Annotated in this window: 14 protein-coding genes; 4 read left to right on the top strand and 10 right to left on the bottom strand. The window is 44.7% G+C overall.

The window, feature by feature from the left end; translation table 11 throughout:
• Positions 1–192: 192 nt before the first annotated feature.
• Together M3I01_RS07410 and M3I01_RS07405 are read left to right on the top strand one after the other, a co-directional pair.
• Positions 193–603, top strand: coding sequence for an acyl-CoA thioesterase (locus M3I01_RS07410; protein WP_255895168.1), 411 nt, complete (start codon positions 193–195; stop codon positions 601–603).
• A 157-nt stretch (positions 604–760) separates the two neighbouring features.
• The gene (locus M3I01_RS07405; protein WP_255895167.1) at positions 761–1,828 is read left to right on the top strand and encodes a DUF748 domain-containing protein; all 1,068 of its coding nucleotides are present in this window, start codon (positions 761–763) and stop codon (positions 1,826–1,828) included.
• Between the two features lie 70 nt (positions 1,829–1,898).
• Here M3I01_RS07405 and iolG read toward each other — a convergent pair whose 3' ends face one another.
• From iolG to M3I01_RS07360, 9 genes are all read right to left on the bottom strand, one after another.
• On the bottom strand, positions 1,899–2,897 hold the full coding sequence (gene iolG / locus M3I01_RS07400) for an inositol 2-dehydrogenase (protein ID WP_275565001.1): 999 nt from the start codon (positions 2,895–2,897) through the stop codon (positions 1,899–1,901).
• Between the two features lie 149 nt (positions 2,898–3,046).
• Positions 3,047–3,877, bottom strand: coding sequence for a 5-deoxy-glucuronate isomerase (iolB, locus tag M3I01_RS07395; protein WP_255895165.1), 831 nt, complete (start codon positions 3,875–3,877; stop codon positions 3,047–3,049).
• A gap of 21 nt (positions 3,878–3,898) precedes the next feature.
• Positions 3,899–5,425, bottom strand: coding sequence for a CoA-acylating methylmalonate-semialdehyde dehydrogenase (locus M3I01_RS07390; protein WP_275565000.1), 1,527 nt, complete (start codon positions 5,423–5,425; stop codon positions 3,899–3,901).
• Positions 5,426–5,472: 47 nt separating this feature from the next.
• Positions 5,473–6,405, bottom strand: a complete 933-nt coding sequence (gene iolE / locus M3I01_RS07385) for a myo-inosose-2 dehydratase (RefSeq protein ID WP_275564999.1) — start codon at positions 6,403–6,405, stop codon at positions 5,473–5,475.
• A 28-nt stretch (positions 6,406–6,433) separates the two neighbouring features.
• Complete coding sequence (gene iolD / locus M3I01_RS07380; protein WP_275564998.1) at positions 6,434–8,296, bottom strand: 3D-(3,5/4)-trihydroxycyclohexane-1,2-dione acylhydrolase (decyclizing); 1,863 nt, start codon at positions 8,294–8,296, stop codon at positions 6,434–6,436.
• 3 nt (positions 8,297–8,299) lie between these two features.
• Entirely contained in the window at positions 8,300–10,270 is a 1,971-nt protein-coding gene (locus M3I01_RS07375) for a bifunctional 5-dehydro-2-deoxygluconokinase/5-dehydro-2-deoxyphosphogluconate aldolase (RefSeq protein ID WP_275564997.1), read from the bottom strand.
• On the bottom strand, positions 10,267–11,421 hold the full coding sequence (locus M3I01_RS07370) for a Gfo/Idh/MocA family protein (RefSeq protein WP_255895162.1): 1,155 nt from the start codon (positions 11,419–11,421) through the stop codon (positions 10,267–10,269). The genes M3I01_RS07375 and M3I01_RS07370 overlap by 4 nt, the downstream gene beginning before the upstream one ends.
• Before the next feature lie 12 nt (positions 11,422–11,433).
• Positions 11,434–12,231, bottom strand: coding sequence for an ATP-binding cassette domain-containing protein (locus M3I01_RS07365; RefSeq protein WP_255895161.1), 798 nt, complete (start codon positions 12,229–12,231; stop codon positions 11,434–11,436).
• Positions 12,232–12,285: 54 nt separating this feature from the next.
• Positions 12,286–13,443: an ABC transporter permease gene (locus M3I01_RS07360; RefSeq protein WP_255895156.1), complete on the bottom strand. Its 1,158-nt coding sequence runs from the start codon at positions 13,441–13,443 to the stop codon at positions 12,286–12,288.
• A 453-nt stretch (positions 13,444–13,896) separates the two neighbouring features.
• Here M3I01_RS07360 and M3I01_RS07355 point away from each other — a divergent pair, with 453 nt between their 5' ends.
• Together M3I01_RS07355 and M3I01_RS07350 are read left to right on the top strand one after the other, a co-directional pair.
• Positions 13,897–14,856 (top strand): sugar ABC transporter substrate-binding protein, encoded by a 960-nt coding sequence (locus tag M3I01_RS07355; protein WP_255895154.1) that lies wholly within the window; start codon positions 13,897–13,899, stop codon positions 14,854–14,856.
• Between the two features lie 183 nt (positions 14,857–15,039).
• Positions 15,040–15,900, top strand: a complete 861-nt coding sequence (locus M3I01_RS07350) for a MurR/RpiR family transcriptional regulator (RefSeq protein WP_112137842.1) — start codon at positions 15,040–15,042, stop codon at positions 15,898–15,900.
• Between the two features lie 11 nt (positions 15,901–15,911).
• Here M3I01_RS07350 and M3I01_RS07345 read toward each other — a convergent pair whose 3' ends face one another.
• A complete protein-coding gene (locus M3I01_RS07345) occupies positions 15,912–16,361 on the bottom strand; it encodes a DUF2127 domain-containing protein (protein WP_255895150.1) in 450 nt (149 codons plus the stop codon).
• Between the last annotated feature and the right edge of the window lie 85 nt (positions 16,362–16,446).

Below are 16,446 nucleotides of genomic sequence, written 5' to 3'. Positions count from 1 at the left end.
ACCTCCCATAGTTAATAACTCTAAAGTAACAAGAGAACCTTTACCTCTCAATCTAAACCACATTTCTACCGAATAAGACTTATTTTCCGACACCCAAAATTACTGTCATGAAAGTTGAGCGATTTTGTTATTTTTTTCTCCCTTTTAGACTCGTACCCTTTTTACTTCGCGTTTTTTTGAAAGGAAAATAACATGCTCAACACAATCCAAATTAAAGTGAGAGGATACCACTTAGATATTTTTCAACACGTTAACAACGCCCGATATTTAGAGTTCTTAGAAGAAGGTCGTTGGGCTTTTTTTGATGACTTTGGTGGCATAGAGTTCATGGGAGATGGCATCGCTTGGGTTGTGGTTAATATAAACATCAACTTCAGAGCCGAGGCCAATTTCGGTGACGTTCTTGAAGTACAAACTAGATACACCAAGCTTGGCAATAAAAGCATCACGATGAAGCAAACCATTATCAATACACAAACCCAAGACCTTGTTGCAGAAGCCGACGTCACCTACGTTTGTTTTTCTAAAACCCTAAAAGCAGCGATTGCTTTACCTGATGATTTGAGACAAAAAATAGAACAAGCCATTGTTGTTTCAGAGTAGAGCAAAAGCATTCACAACTAAGAAAGCTTCCTAATCGCTTTATTATGCTCACTGTATATAACAAGACAACAGCGTGTACAGATTATGGAAGCCAGATATTCTAATTGCGAAAAATCACCCTCCACCTTAACATTAGTGTAAGCAAGGAGAGTGTAGAATGAAGACGAAAAAACTAAAGAACACGGTAACCTTTATTGTAGTAATCCTGAGCGTTCTTATCATGCTCAGACTGTATTTACCCTATTGGGCATTGCACACAGTGAATCAGAAGCTGTCTGACATGGGGGAATACACAGGACATATCGAGAACGTGGATATTGATATTTATCGAGGCGCATATCAGCTTCAACAACTGTCTATCTCAAAAGTAAAAGGCGATCATCAAGTCCCCTTCTTGCAAATGGACAACATCGATATTGCTCTAAGTTGGCGAGCTTTATTTAAGGGTGAAATTTTGGCCGACCTTTGGCTTGACTCTCCTCAGGTAAACTTCGTTGACAGTAATCAAGCTGAAAATACCCAATCCGGCAAAGGCGGCGATTGGAAAGGCGTAGTTGAAGGCCTTATTCCCATTACCATCAGTAACATCACCCTAAACGATGGCCGCATTGCGTTTCGCAACTTTGACTCCACGCCTCCGGTTAATATTCAGCTCACGGAACTTCATGCCGAAGTGACGAATCTAACCAATATTGCAGGGCAAGACGGAAAACGCGTCGCGGATTTAAAGCTCAATGCCAAACTCTTAAACTCCGCTTCTATGGAAATGGACGCACAATTTGATCCTTTTGTTTCGAACGACTTTTTAATTTCACTCAAAACAGAGTCAGTTTCATTACCCCTGCTTAACGACTTCGCGCAGGCTTATGCGAGTTTTGACTTCCGCGCGGGAACAGGAGAAGTCATTAGTGAACTCAAAGCCTCTGGCGGAAGACTCAATGGTTATGTCAAACCCTTATTTAAAGATGTCGATATATTAGATTGGGAACAAGATGTCGTAAAAGATGACGATGGGGTATTCCAACTCTCTTGGGAAGGATTAAGCGGTGGTTTGGTGGGATTATTCACCAACAATAGTTCAGATAAAGTCGCCACTCAGATTAACATTACTGGTTCATTAGACAACCCAGAAATCAGTGCCTTTGACGCCATCATAGAAACGCTAAAAAATGCCTTTATAGAAGCCTTTGATAATAAATTTGAAGGCCTTCCAGTTGATAAATAATCTGTATGTTGGAACCTAAAAGAAAAAAAGGGCTTTCGCCCTTTTTTATTACGTCATATTAAATCGAACCTTACCAGTTCAGCGTTACTTTCTGCCCTGTTTCAAGGGATTTCTGTGCCGCATCGGCTAGCATTTGCGCTCGGCGTCCGTCTTCAAAACTTGGCGAAACGGGCTGTTTCGCTAAGACATTTTCAATAAAAGACGTTAGTTGTAGATTATAAGCATCCACATAACGATCAATAAAAAAGTTATAAAGTGGGTCTTTTACTTGCGTGGTTTCTTTAGTGAATCGAGTCACGGACGTAGGTGTTTGGTTATTCGAAATTACCATACCTTCTGAACCAAATGCTTCGACGCGCTGATCGTAACCATAGATTGCACGACGAGAGCCATTAATGTGAATTAAACGACCAGATTGGCTTTTCATGATCAACATCACGCTGTCAACGTCGCCAATGTCAGTGATTTTTTCATCCACCATTGCACCGCCGAATGCTTGTAACTCAACAATTTCTTCGTTAAGAACAAAGCGCGCCATATCGAAATCATGAATGATCATGTCACGAAAAATTCCTCCTGACGATTTCAGATATTCTACCGGTGCCATCCCCGGATCACGACTGGTGATAATTAACTGTTCTAGCTTACCGATACTGCCGTCTTGCGCCGCCTTGGCGACAGCCGCGTGGCTAGGATCGTAACGGCGATTAAAACCAATTTGGATTGGCACTGGGCAATCTTTAATTTGCTCTAAACAAGCGTTTACTGTTGCGGTGTCTAGATCAATCGGTTTTTCACATAAAATGGCTTTGCCCGCTTTCGCGGCTTTTACAATCAGTTCAACGTGCGTGTCGGTGCTGGTTGCAATCAATACCGCATGAACGTCTGGATCGGCTAAGGCTTCATCCACACTGGAAACAACTTTCGCACCCGTTGCTTTGGCCACTTCTTCTGCTGCGGGAGCATACACATCAAAGACATATTTAAGATTTGATTGAGAAAACGCCTGAATGTTTTTTGCATGCATTTTCCCGATTCGACCGGCACCAAATAACGCAAAATTAAGCATAGTTTTATCCTTGAGTTTATTGTTTTTATACAAGGCGACTACTGTTTTCGTAACGTCGCGACGATGAATAAAGATCTTTCAGAAAACATCTTATTCCTATTTTCAACAAAGTATTGGTGAGCGCAGTAGTCGCCCAAATGCCTACACCTTTAACGCTGTTTATCTCGTTCAATAATCCATTCATGATCTGGGTCGTTATGGAATATCCAATTCCGACTTGGTCCCGCCATGACATTTAAATAATAAGACTGATAGCCATGAGGCACGCCGACAGGGTGATAGCCTTCCGGCACCATCACAAGGTCGCCGTCTTCCACCGCCATGGTCTCATCAATGCTTCGATCATCGGTATAGACTCGTTGAAAAGCAAAACCTTGCGGTGGATCTATCTTGTGATAGTAGGTTTCTTCCAATTGAGTTTCTGCAGGTGCTGCGTCGGTATCATGTTTATGAGGCGGATAGCTAGACCAGCCGCCACTTGGCGTGATGACTTCACACACTAGTAAGCTGTCCGCTGGTTCGTTGCCAAACAAAATATTGCACACATGGCGAGTATTACTCGTTACACCACGTGTTTCATATTGGCACTGCTCAGGCGAAATCAATTTCGCTTTAAAACCGCCCTTACCCGGCGCTTTACAAAAAGCCACTTCCACATCCGTAATCGCTTCAATGTGAATCTCATCTTGAGCCGGAGAATACACAGAGTACGGTGCTTTCTGATCAAACACGCTCATGCGATCGCCAATATCCTTCCACGCTTCAAGTTTGGTGTTAGCATTGGCTTTTCCTGACAGAATCACCGCACACACTTCGTCCGTTGCCGTTTCGATAGTGATCGATTCACCCGCTTTAAGCTGGTGCGCTTCAAAGCCAACATAACGCCAATTGGCACTTTTAGGCGTCACCAGCTGAGTTTGCGTCTGCCCTGTTTGTTGGCTATTTTTACTTAGGCTATTTTTACTTAGTAAATGCGACATAATTCAAAACCTCGAAACAAATTACTTCATGGTTGGCATAGAGAACTCTGGACCCGCCCGCAAACCTGTCGGCCAGCGAGCCGTAATGGTTTTCATGCGAGTATAGAAGCGCACGCCATCAGGCCCATGCATGTGTAAAGGGCCAAACAAAGATCGTTTCCAACCACCAAAACTATGGAATGCCATAGGTACTGGAATAGGCACATTTACACCCACCATGCCCACTTGAACTTTTTCGGTAAACTGACGCGCGGTATCACCATCTCTCGTGAAAATCGCGGTGCCGTTACCATATTCGTGACGGTTAATTAACGCCAAACCTTCTTCATAAGAATCCACTCGCACCACACACAACACTGGACCGAAAATTTCTTCATCATAAATACGCATGCCCGCTTTCACTTGGTCAAAAAGCGTGGGTCCAACAAAGTAGCCTTGCTCGTGGTTTTTGCAGACGAAATCACGACCATCAACCACCAAGGTCGCACCTTGTTCCACACCAGACGTAATATAGTCACGTACTTTTTGTGCGTGCTCTTGGCTGACCAAAGGTCCCATGTGGGGCTCGTTTTCGATGCCATATTGTTTGTACAAACCGGGTCCTATGGTCATCGTTGTAATTTCTTTTTGCAGTTTAGCAATCAGGTTATCAGCCACTTCGTCGCCGACACAAACCGCAACCGAAATCGCCATGCAACGCTCACCCGCCGACCCGTAAGCCGCACCCATTAATGAGTTCACTACTTGATTTGGATCAGCATCTGGCATCACTAACATGTGATTTTTCGCACCGCCTAGGGCTTGCACTCGCTTGCCGTGTGCACTGGCTGTTGCATAAATGTATTCCGCAATAGGCGTAGAACCAACAAAGCTCACCGCTTGCACTCGCTCGTCAGTTAGCAATACATCAACCGACTCTTTATCCCCGTTTACTACGTTAAAGACACCATCTGGTAAACCTGCTTCTTTGAGTAATTCTGCAAGACGCATGATGGTGCTTGGGTCTTTTTCAGACGGTTTCATTACAAATGTATTACCACAAGCAATGGACACAGGAAACATCCACATTGGCACCATGGCAGGGAAGTTAAACGGGCTGATACCCGCGCAAACACCAAGCGGTTGCATCAAGCTGTAACTGTCAACACCACGACCTACATTTAAGCTGTGCTCGCCTTTTTGAAGATGCGGAATACCACAAGCAAACTCCACAACTTCCAAGCCGCGCGTCAGTTCGCCCATGGCATCGGAATAGACTTTTCCGTGTTCGCTGGCAATCAACTCAGCCAACTCATGGCTGTGTGTTTCCACTAAAGCTTTAAACTTAAACATCACGCGGGCACGATTTAAAGGGGTGACATTAGACCAAGTTTCAAACGCCGTTTGTGCCGACGTAATGGCGGATTGTGTTTCCTCGACCGTGCTCAGCGATACAGATAGAGACACCTCCCCTGTCGCAGGGTTAAAGACGTTTGCTTTACGAGACGAGGTACTTTCAACGCATTCATTGTCGATGAAGTTACCCATAACGTTATTCAAATTAGACATTTTTTTCTCTCTTTAAATACATGAATTCGGCTATTTCTAGCGTGAGATTAAAAAGTAAAACCAGCTTTTTTCAAATTCGCTGACAAATACTCGTAGCCTTTTGTTGCATACGTTAATGGGTGCGCAATAGCCGGATCCTGCTCCGCTTCCACCACAATCCAACCGGAATAGTCCACAGATTTCAACACTTCAAAAATAGGGAAATAATCAATACTGCCATCGCCGGGTACCGTATAAACACCTTCTAGAACGGCATTTAAAAACGCACTGTCACGGTTAAGGTTATCTTTCAACACACTTGGACGAATGTCTTTACAATGAACATGAGTGATACGTTTAGCGTGCTTTTTGACCATCGCTAATGCATCACCACCCGCAAACGTAATATGACCGGTGTCCAGCAACAAACCGACGTTATCTCCCGTCATTTGCATTAGCTTATCGACTTCTTCCGCGGTTTCGATCACCGTGCCCATATGATGGTGATACGCCATTTTTACGCCTTCGGCGGCCATATAATCCGCTACCGCGGTCATACGTTTGGCGTATTCGTCCCATTGGTTCGCCGTCATACGGGGGCGATGAGACAAAGGAACAGATTGATCACCATGAATACAGCCACTGACCTCGGCAAACACCATGGCAGTCGACCCTAACGCTTTCAGTAAATTGAGGTGATCTTGCATCGCTGCAATTTCGTCTTCCACACTTCGCTCTAGCAAACGTGCGCTGTACCAGCCTGATACAAGAGACAAATTATGTTGCTTTAATATTGGCCCCAAGATAGACGCATCACGAGGAAATTTATTACCTAATTCTATACCGCTGTAACCAGCCTGACTGGCTTCACTCAAACACACTTCGAGCGGCGTATCTGCGCCCAACGAGGGTAAATCGTCGTTAGTCCAAGTCAGAGGATTTATGCCGATTCGGATGTTGGATTCCGTTTTCGCGTTGTTATTTTTATTGTTGCTGTTCATAGGATTGCTCCAAGCTCTGATCTAAAAGTTAATAAGGCTGTTGCTGTTTGGCTATTTTGTACTGGTGTTCGGCGCTCACCACGGCGTCACGAGTCGACACTTCTGGTACGGCCACATCCCACCACGCTCCACCTGCTTGCGTGCTCGGCATTGGGTCGGTGTCTATCGCAATCACATAGGTTTTATCACTGGCTCTTGCTCGCACTAATGCGGCTTCTAGTTCCGCCAGACAAGCCACTTTTTCAGACGCCGCACCCAAGGCGCTAGCGTGTGCAGCAAAGTCTGTTTTTGGAGCGCCCGCGTCAACCATGTGACAGTTTTGCAATAAATTATTGAACGGTTCGCCGCCGCACGCTTGCTGTAATCGATTGATACAGGCGTAACCTCGGTTATCCAAAACGACAATAGTGAGTTTTAAACCCAACATGACAGACGTGGCGATTTCCGAATTCAGCATTAAATAACTGCCGTCTCCCACCATCACGATCACTTCTCGTTCTGGCGTTGCCATTTTCACGCCTAGGCCGCCCGCTAGTTCGTAACCCATACAAGAAAAACCGTATTCCACGTGATAGCCAAGATCAGAAGACGTGCGCCAAAGCTTATGTAATTCACCCGGCAAACCACCGGCGGCTTGAACTATCGTGCTATCAACCGAGAAAAAACGATTGATTACGCCAATGACATTCGCATCCGTCGGCAAATAGTGTTTGTCGCTCGCTTGCGTAGGCAAGGCCGTCGCTTGATCCACTGCCGACAGCCATGTTTGATTCAACTCGTGAACATGATCCACCCAGGACAACGGCGCTTGTTGATCTCCTAGCTCTGCCATTAACTCTTGCAGTGTCACTTTTACATCACCGACCAATGGTAAAGAACGATGTTTTTCTGCATCGAACGGCGTCACGTTTAGACTCAGCAAAGTGTGATCAGGGTTCGCAAATAATGTACGAGAGGCCGAGGTGAAATCTTGCAAACGTGTGCCAATGGCAATAATCAAATCCGCTTCTTGTGCCGCCGCATTGGCCGCACTCGATCCGGTTACACCGACTGAGCCAAGGTTGAACTTATGATCCCAAGCCAACGCGCCCTTGCCGGCTTGTGTTTCACACGCGGGAATCTGATAGTGCTCAATAAAGGCTTTCGCTTCCTCTACCGCCAAGCTGTAATGCACGCCTCCGCCAAGCAAAATCAATGGCTTTTTCGCTTTTTTTATCGCCTCAACAGCCGATGCTAGTTGATCCACATCGGTTCGATTACGACGCAGTTTATGAACTTTCTTGGCAAAGAAATTTGTTGGAAAATCAAACGCCATGGTTTGCACATCTTGTGGTAACGCTAAGGTCGCAGGGCCACAAGTAATCGGGTCCAACATGGTATTAATGGCCGCTGGCAAACTGGTGATCAGCTGCTCTGGGCGATTAATACGATCAAAATAGCGCGATACTGGACGAAAACAATCATTCACCGACATAGTCGGATCGTTAAAATGCTCAACTTGCTGTAACACAGGATCTGGGGTTCGAGTCGCAAATACATCACCTGGTAAAAACAACACAGGCAAGCGATTGGCCATGGCCAAACCCGCTGCCGTAATCATGTTGGTTGCACCAGGACCAATGGACGATGTACAGGCCATAATACGTTGACGGCGGTGCTGTTTCGCGTAAGCGCAAGCAGCCAATGCCATACCCTGTTCGTTATGCGCTCGAAACGTGGTGAACTCATTTTTAACCTGTGCCAATGCCTCGCCTATTCCAGCCACGTTACCGTGTCCGAAAATCGCCCAAGCGCCGCCGAACAGCGGCACCTCTACACCATCAATCACGGTGAACTGAACTTGTAGATGCTTGACCAGAGCTTGTGCCATGGTTAAACGTAATGTTTCCATTTTTTATGCCTCCATCCGCTTAGCAGATTGTTCGCCAAGGTTTTTACCATTACGCTGCTGCCATAACTCACTCATTTCCAAATAGTTCTTTTTAACCCTTGAGGTGAATTCCTTATCATCGATTTCTTTTCTTAGCCAAGCCTTAGTTGGTTCGGAGAAAATAGTGCGTCCGATGGCAAAGCCTTTGCAAATGTCTTGCCCTGCCGCAGCATTAAAGCCAGCTTTTAATTCTTCAACAGGCGCGTCCAAACCCAGCAATACGACGCCTCGGCAATAAGGTGCTCGCGCTTTAATAAGGTCACTAATATTTTTCCAAGCGGCTTTACTAGGGGAAGGCAGTTTCCACCAATCCGGAAACACGCCCAAATTATAAAAACGTTCAATTGAGCGAGACAAGGTATCGTCTTGTACATCTGAATCGGCTGGTGGAATAATTTCAACAAGCAACTCATGACCCGTTGTGCAGCAAGCGCGGTAAAGGTCCATGACTTTCTGCTCTTGCTCATTACGCAATGCAATGGCGTCATCGGGATGATAAAAAACCAAACATTTCACAATGTGATTCACAGGCCAAGTCGCAATAGTTTGCCCAACGTTGTTGCCTAATTCGAATCGAAGTGGACGACTGCTTGGCAGCTCTACTGGACGAGCAATCCAATGGTCTTTGCCCGTAATATCATTCAATACATCTTGCGCAAAGGTACCGTCGGCTAAAATACCCGTACCGCCAACTTTACCTTCTAGACTAGAAGCGCCTTGATAAGCGGCTTCTAGTATCAATTTTTTAGCTTTTGGGATTTGCGACAATGACACGCCTGCTTCACGACACATATCCACGAATTGACGTCGATGATCAAACGCCAAAATACACATGTCTTGCCATTCTTTACCCTGCTCATGACGCACAGTGCGTTGCGTTGTCACACGATGTAAATAGTTAAGTACTGGATCAAGATCAGGGCGTGGAATGTCATCTCGATGAATCAAATAATAATCCAGCTCTTCACGACTCGGCATGGCAGGCGAACAGCCATGTCGAGACACCACAATGGCACCGCAAGAATTGGCATAATCACACGCATTTTCAGTGCTTTCCCCCTGAATCCAGCCGCGTAAATAACCACTCAAAAAAGCGTCACCTGCACCCAACACATTTAACACATCGACCGTTACACCATAACGCGTAATGCCTTCGTCTAGCGTCACTGGTATTGCGCCTTTAAAAACAGAACAACCCAAAGCACCGCGTTTTACCACCAGCTCAGCAGACGAGATATGGCGGATGCGTTTTAAACATTCAATGGTGTCTTCGCTGCCACCCGCGATATGAAACTCTTCTTCTGTACCGACCACCAAATCACACAATGGCATGATGGATAAAAGATGTTGAGTCACAGAGTCGTTCGACACAAAACGATTTTCACCTTCACCACGACCAGTTAACCCCCACAATACGGGACGATAATCGATGTCGACCACGACTTTAGTATTATTGGCTTTCGCGTATTGAATCGCCGTTCTAGCCGCTTGATCTGTACCTTTAGTAGAGAAATGCGTTCCGGTGATTAATAAAGCTTTCGCTGAAGCGATGTAAGCTTCGTCAAAATCGTCTTCACTGATCGCCATGTCAGCGCAGTTTTCACGGTAAAAGATTAATGGAAAGGTATCTTTGTCCTTGATACCCAATAACACCAAACCGGTTAAACGCGCTTCATCGGTGACAACATGGGAAACATCCACACCGGCTCGTGCCAATTCCTTACGAACAAATCGTCCCATGTGTTCATCACCGACCCGCGTTAACATGGCCGACTTTAATCCCATGCGAGACGTCCCAAACGCAATATTACAAGACGAGCCGCCAAGGTATTTCTTAAAGCTGCTAACGTCTTCTAATGGCGCGCCAATTTGTTCCGAATACAGGTCAACAGCGGCACGCCCTAAGCAAATAACATCCAATTTTTTATTATTCATTTTTCTTCCCCATCGTACTGCTCAACCTCGACCCACGCTCTTTTATCAACGGATTCAACCACGCTATCGAGAATGATATTTACCTGTGTCGCCGCTCGAAAATCAGGCCACAATGGCGCGTTATGTACTATGCCTTGGTATAAATCTCGGATTTCAACCGCTTTCATGTCATTGAAACCCAGACCGTGACCCGCTGAAACACAAAAAGCTTGATAATCGGGGTGCTCAGGGCCAACCAAAATACGTTTAAAACCTTGCGTTTGCGGGTTACCTTCATTGATGTACAAAGACAACTCCGACAAGGTTTCTTGGTCAAAAATCAAGGTTCCTTTAGTGCCTGTAATTTCAAACGACAGACCATTTTTGCGCCCCCAAGCAATACGTGACGCTTCTAATGTACCTTGCGCACCATTAGCAAAACGCACCATCATATGAGCTTGATCGTCGTTTTCAACATGGCCAACGCCCTGTTCACCTTGCGCTAACGGACGCTGTTGATGAACCACCTTAAGATCCGCACACAAGGATTGAATCGATGCCACCAAATGAATCGCCAATTGCACAAGATGCGAGGCCAAATCGTTTAACGCCCCTGTACCAGCAAACTGTTTTTGCAAACGCCAACTAAAAGGCAAATTCGCATCGGCCAAATAATCTTCGTTAAACACACCACGAAAATGCACCACGTCGCCGATGTCGCCACGTTCAATCAATTGCTTGGCAAATTGCACCGTAGGATTCTTTATATAATTGAAACCAACCAATGTTTTCACGCCAGCCAGTTCAGCCGCTTCGGTCATTTGTTTGGCATCGTCAGCGTTCAGCGCCAAGGGCTTTTCACTGTAAACATGTTTTCCTGCCGCTATGGCGGCCAACGCAATTTCTTTGTGTAAAAAATTGGGGGCACAAATGTCCACTACATCAATATCAGGATCATTAATTAAGCGTTTCCAATCCCCTGTTGAGCGGTTAAAACCCAGCTCTTTCGCTTTCATTTCAGCCAGTTCTGGCGTTGCATCGGCTAACATTTCACACTGCAATTGCCCTTGTGGAATAGCAAAGGCCGCTATTGCATTTCTATAAGCAATGGCATGCGCTTTTCCCATGTAACCTGAACCCACTAAACCCACACGCATTTTATTCGTTGTCATAATGGCTTTCCTTTAGGCTGTGGCATCTAATCGGCTGAATTCTTCTAATTCAGCGGTCAATTCGTCTAACTCTTGACCACCCGCCATCATTTCTAAAACATCTTCTCGACTTACTTCTGACTTCAAGAAAGAACCTAGGCTTTGACCACGGTTTAGTAGCGTAAAACGATCGGCAATGGGGTAAGCATGATGTACATTGTGGGTAATCAAGATCACCGCCAACCCTCTGGCTTTGGCTTTGGCAACGACTTTTAAGACATTCGCAGACTGCTTCACGCCCAGTGCCGCTGTTGGCTCATCTAATATAAGAACCTTGGCCCCAAAATGAATGGCACGAGCGATCGCCAAACATTGTTTTTCGCCACCAGACATGGTGCCAATGGCTTGCGATGGATCACGAACATTGATACCCATTTCTGCCATACCAGATTGTGCAATCTTATTGGCCTTCTCAATATCAAAGCGCTTAAATATACCGCGCCCTGTGGTTAACTCTCGGCCCATGAAAAAGTTACGCGTCACGCTCATCAAGGGCACAAGCGCAAGATCTTGATAAACCGTTGCAATCCCCGCATCCAGTGCCTCTACTGGAGACTTAAACACCACCGCTTTTCCATCTAAATGGTATTCACCTTCGCTTGGTGCATGCACCCCTGCTAATGTTTTGATAAGCGTTGATTTACCAGCGCCGTTGTCTCCTAATAGACAGTGAACTTCACCCAATCTCACTTGCATATTAATGTCTTTTAAGGCGATGACAGAACCGAAGTAGCGGCTCACATTCTTCAATTCAATTATAAAATCACTCATTTTTGCTCTCCTAAATGCTTCATCCAAAAAGTAAACTCAAATACGGACACCGATCTAATGTCGGGCTTCTGTCACCTTTTTACGGATATAGTTGTTGAACAAAACAGCGATTAACAGCATGCCGCCTAAGAAAACTCGGAACCAATCTGAGTCAATACCAGTGAAGAAAATACCCATCTGGACGACACCAAAGATCAATGCACCAAAACAAGCACCGATAACAGAACCGTAACCACCGGTGAGCAGAGCACCACCGATCACCACCGCGATAATGGCTTCAAACTCTTTTAATACGCCTCGATCTGCCGACGCAGAGCCAAACTCAAATACCTGACAAGCGGCATACACTGTGGCGGTAAAAGCTGTAAACATGAACAAAGAGATTTTTACTTTATCGACAGGAACACCCACGTTACGGGCTGCTTTGTTATCTCCACCCGTGGCAAAGATCCAGTTACCAAACGGCGTGCGTAGCAGAACCCAACTCGCAATAATCGCCAACCCTAAACACCAGATAATTACCATAGGGATACCGTCAACGACTGGATAACCATCGTCATAGGTACTACCAATTCCCATATCAGCCAACCAAATAAAAATACCTTGACCTATTCTTCCCCCAAAAATAACAGCCAGCCAATCTCCTTCGGCGTATTTATCAATACCACCTACGATGGTGCGATTAGTGAATAGAATAGACAGTGCAATAGTCAAACCGCGCAGAATAAAAAGAAACGCCAGACTAACAATAAAAGAAGGCAGACCCGTTTTAACCACAATATAGCCATTCAAGAAGCCAATCAGCATGGCGCCAGCAAAAGCAAAAAGAATGGCTCCCCAAATTGGCCACCCCCAATACACTGCTGGGATGGTCATCATCATGCCTGCAAAACCAATCATGGAACCAATGGATAAATCGAACTCACCCGCGATCATCAACAAACACGCACTGATCGCGATCAAACCTAGTTGCGCCGAAACGGTTGCCCAATTCATGATGCCGTCAGAGGCAAACATGCCAGAATCGCCAGCGGTAATGAAGAAAAAGACAAATACGAGAGCCGCACCAGAAATGGCGCCAAATTCAGGTCGATGCAAGAGTCGCTTCCAAGCAGGAACATTCCGAACCCGTTCGTCTACTGCTGCGTTGCTACCGGTTAATTTATCTTCTTCTATTTTAGATACCTCAACAGGTTGAGTTTGATCAGTCATAGCATTTCACCTATTTTTATATTTATTTTTTGTGGCTTCTAATCATGCTCTATCCATTTACGACTTAAACCTAACAAAGGTAATCGTATCGGCTACTTAAGTAGTGCACCTAAGAACGTGATAGAACTTAATGTCTTTTTGTTTCAACAATGAAACCATAATAGAATATTTATTTCATTTTTTTCAATAGGTAAAATAAATATTTTTATTAAATTTACATAAAAAGGCTTAAAAAAAACCTGAAAAAGACACTAAAATAAAATAAAATCGTTTTAAAACAAATAGATATAGAAACCAAAAACAATAAAAACCAAAAATTCCAAAGTATTGCAATTATGAAACATTCATTCTAATATCATTTCGACTCTGATCAAAAATGAATCAGCAGCGGTGTTTACTAAATCCAAAAATACGTAACAACAAAAATAATTAAACAAAACGGAGATAGTTGGAATGAAGAACCTTCTTAAGAAAAGCACAGCCATACTGGTAGCAGGTGCGGCGACTTTAGGCGTAATGTCTATGTCATCAACCGTCCATGCCGAAGGCGAACGCTACGTGTTTATATCCCACGCGCCAGACTCTGATTCATGGTGGAACGTCATTAAGAATGCGGTTAAACATGCCGCTTCAGATATGAATGTCACTGTCGAATATCGCAATCCACCAACTGGCGATTTAGCCGATATGGCGCGTATCGTTGAACAGGCTGTCGCAACGAATCCTGATGGTATCGTACTTTCTATTGCCGACTTCGATACATTGGAAGGCCCTTTAAATAAGGCCACTCTTAAAGGCATTCCTTTTATTACGATGAACTCTGGAACTCAGCTACAATCCAAAGCATTGGGTGCTTTATTGCATGTTGGCCAGCCTGAGTTTGCCGCTGGCTTCGGTGCGGGGGAACGTGCGAAGAAACAAGGCGTAAAGTCTTTCCTTTGTGTTAACCATTATATTACCAACCCAGCGTCTGTTGAGCGCTGCATGGGCTTTGCAAAAGGTCTAGGCGTAGAACTTGGTAGCCAAATGATCGATTCTGGATCAGATCCGACCAACGTAGAGACTAAAGTATCGGCTTACTTGCGTAAGCACCCAGATACTCAGGCGATCCTAACGTTAGGGCCAACTTCTGCGCACCCAACGTTACGAGCTTTGTCTAAAAATCGAAATTTGAAGGACATTTATTTCGGTACGTTTGATTTGAGTGGTGAGATTTCTGCCGCCATTAAAGATGGCAACATAGACTTCGCAATAGACCAACAACCGTATCTACAAGGTTACTTACCTATCAGCTTCCTAACACTTTATTCTCGCTACGGTTTGATTCCGAGTAATGATGTTAACTCTGGCCCTGGTTTTATCACCAAAGACAACATCGCATTGGTTGAAAAGTACGCTGGGGAATTCCGTTAATTCAACTTGAAAAATAAGAACAGAGGTTAAGGACAACCTCGTCTATGATCTATCACGTCAGCGGAAGGCTTAATTAAGCCTTCCGCCTTGACCGTATAAAAAACCAGCAAGTATTTAGGGTCAATTATCGCTATAATGCTTGTTTAAAATTGGTATTAGGTCACTACTTTAGGAGTCACTTTCTTGGCTGCACCAACGTCACTTGAACTACTACAACAAGCCATTAGTCGGAACTACGACGACTTAAGTAAACGACTTCAACAAGTCGCGCGCTTTTTGCTAGAACACCCGAATACTGTCGCCCTAGAAACCGTTGCCAGTCTTGCCGAACAGTGCGATGTACCTCCTTCAACACTTGTACGTTTTGCGGCCGCCTTTGAGTACAACGGTTTTAGCGAAATGCAGAATCTCTTCCGACAAGCTCTTGTAGAGCAAACGTCCAGCTACAGTGAACGAGTAAAGCTCAGTAAAAGTACCGCTGGCACGATAATAGATGCGTCTCATATTTTAGAAGAATTCAGCAGCAGCAATGCGTTTTCAATGAATCACATGAACCACCATTTCTCTCAAGAAATGCTCTCTAAAGCCGTAGATTTACTCGAAAATGCTCAAAATATTTACCTAATCGGTCTGCGTCGCGCCTACCCTATTTCCAGCTACTTCGCTTACAGTTTAAGACACTTAAACAAAACAACTCACCTCATCGATGGTGGTGGTGGCATGCTGGTAGAGCAAGCCAGTAACATACGTGAAAACGATGTCATTATTGCCACAACATTTAGCCCTTACGCCAAAGAAACGGTTAACGTAAGCGAGTACGCATTCAAGGCGGGTGCAAAAGTCATTGCCATTACCGACAGTAAAATAAGCCCATTAGCGGCACTTTCTGATGTATGTTTTGATATAAAAGAAGCCGAAGTCATGGGATTTCGCTCCCTCACCTCTTCAATGACATTAGCACAAACCTTACTCGTCGCCTTGGCATATAGACTCAACAGTGACGGTAAAATGGGCGATACAAAAAAAATAGAATGGAAACATTAGGCTTTAAATCGTTAAGAGCGTGCACCTCGTTTGAGCACCCAATACAAATAAGTAACGACCATGAGGTTAAAAGCTAGTATTGATACATTGACGAGATTAGGCGTTTGAGAAATGGCGTAAAGTTCTAAGGGAATATAGAGCGAGCCGCTGATGAAGGCAAACCATTCCGTCCAGCGTAATTTATTCCATAAGCCATAGGCCATAACAAAGCGAAAGCTGGCGTATAGAAACGCGAGCAAGGTCACCCATGTTAGACTTTGATGGTTCAATTTCTCAATCAGATTCAGAAACAAAGCAAGATAATGGTCACTGGGTGAAAGTGACCATTGCCGTATCATCTGTTCGGCTAATTTATAAAGATCTTGTCCTGCTAATGCATTAACGCCAACGGCCACCAGCAACGCCAATACACCTTTAATCCCCTCTAATAAAGCGATGACATTCAGACCTTCAAACTTCATACACGCTAGCTTCTGTTTAAAACAGCCAGAGTAATCAAGCAAGATGACAAAGAGGTGATTGTTCAGTTTTATTTTGATATGAAAT

The organism is Marinomonas maritima (assembly GCF_024435075.2).
Classification (GTDB): Bacteria; Pseudomonadota; Gammaproteobacteria; order Pseudomonadales; family Marinomonadaceae; genus Marinomonas; species Marinomonas maritima.
Note: the sequence above shows the minus strand (reverse complement) of the source record. Positions and strands in the feature narration are given on the sequence as shown.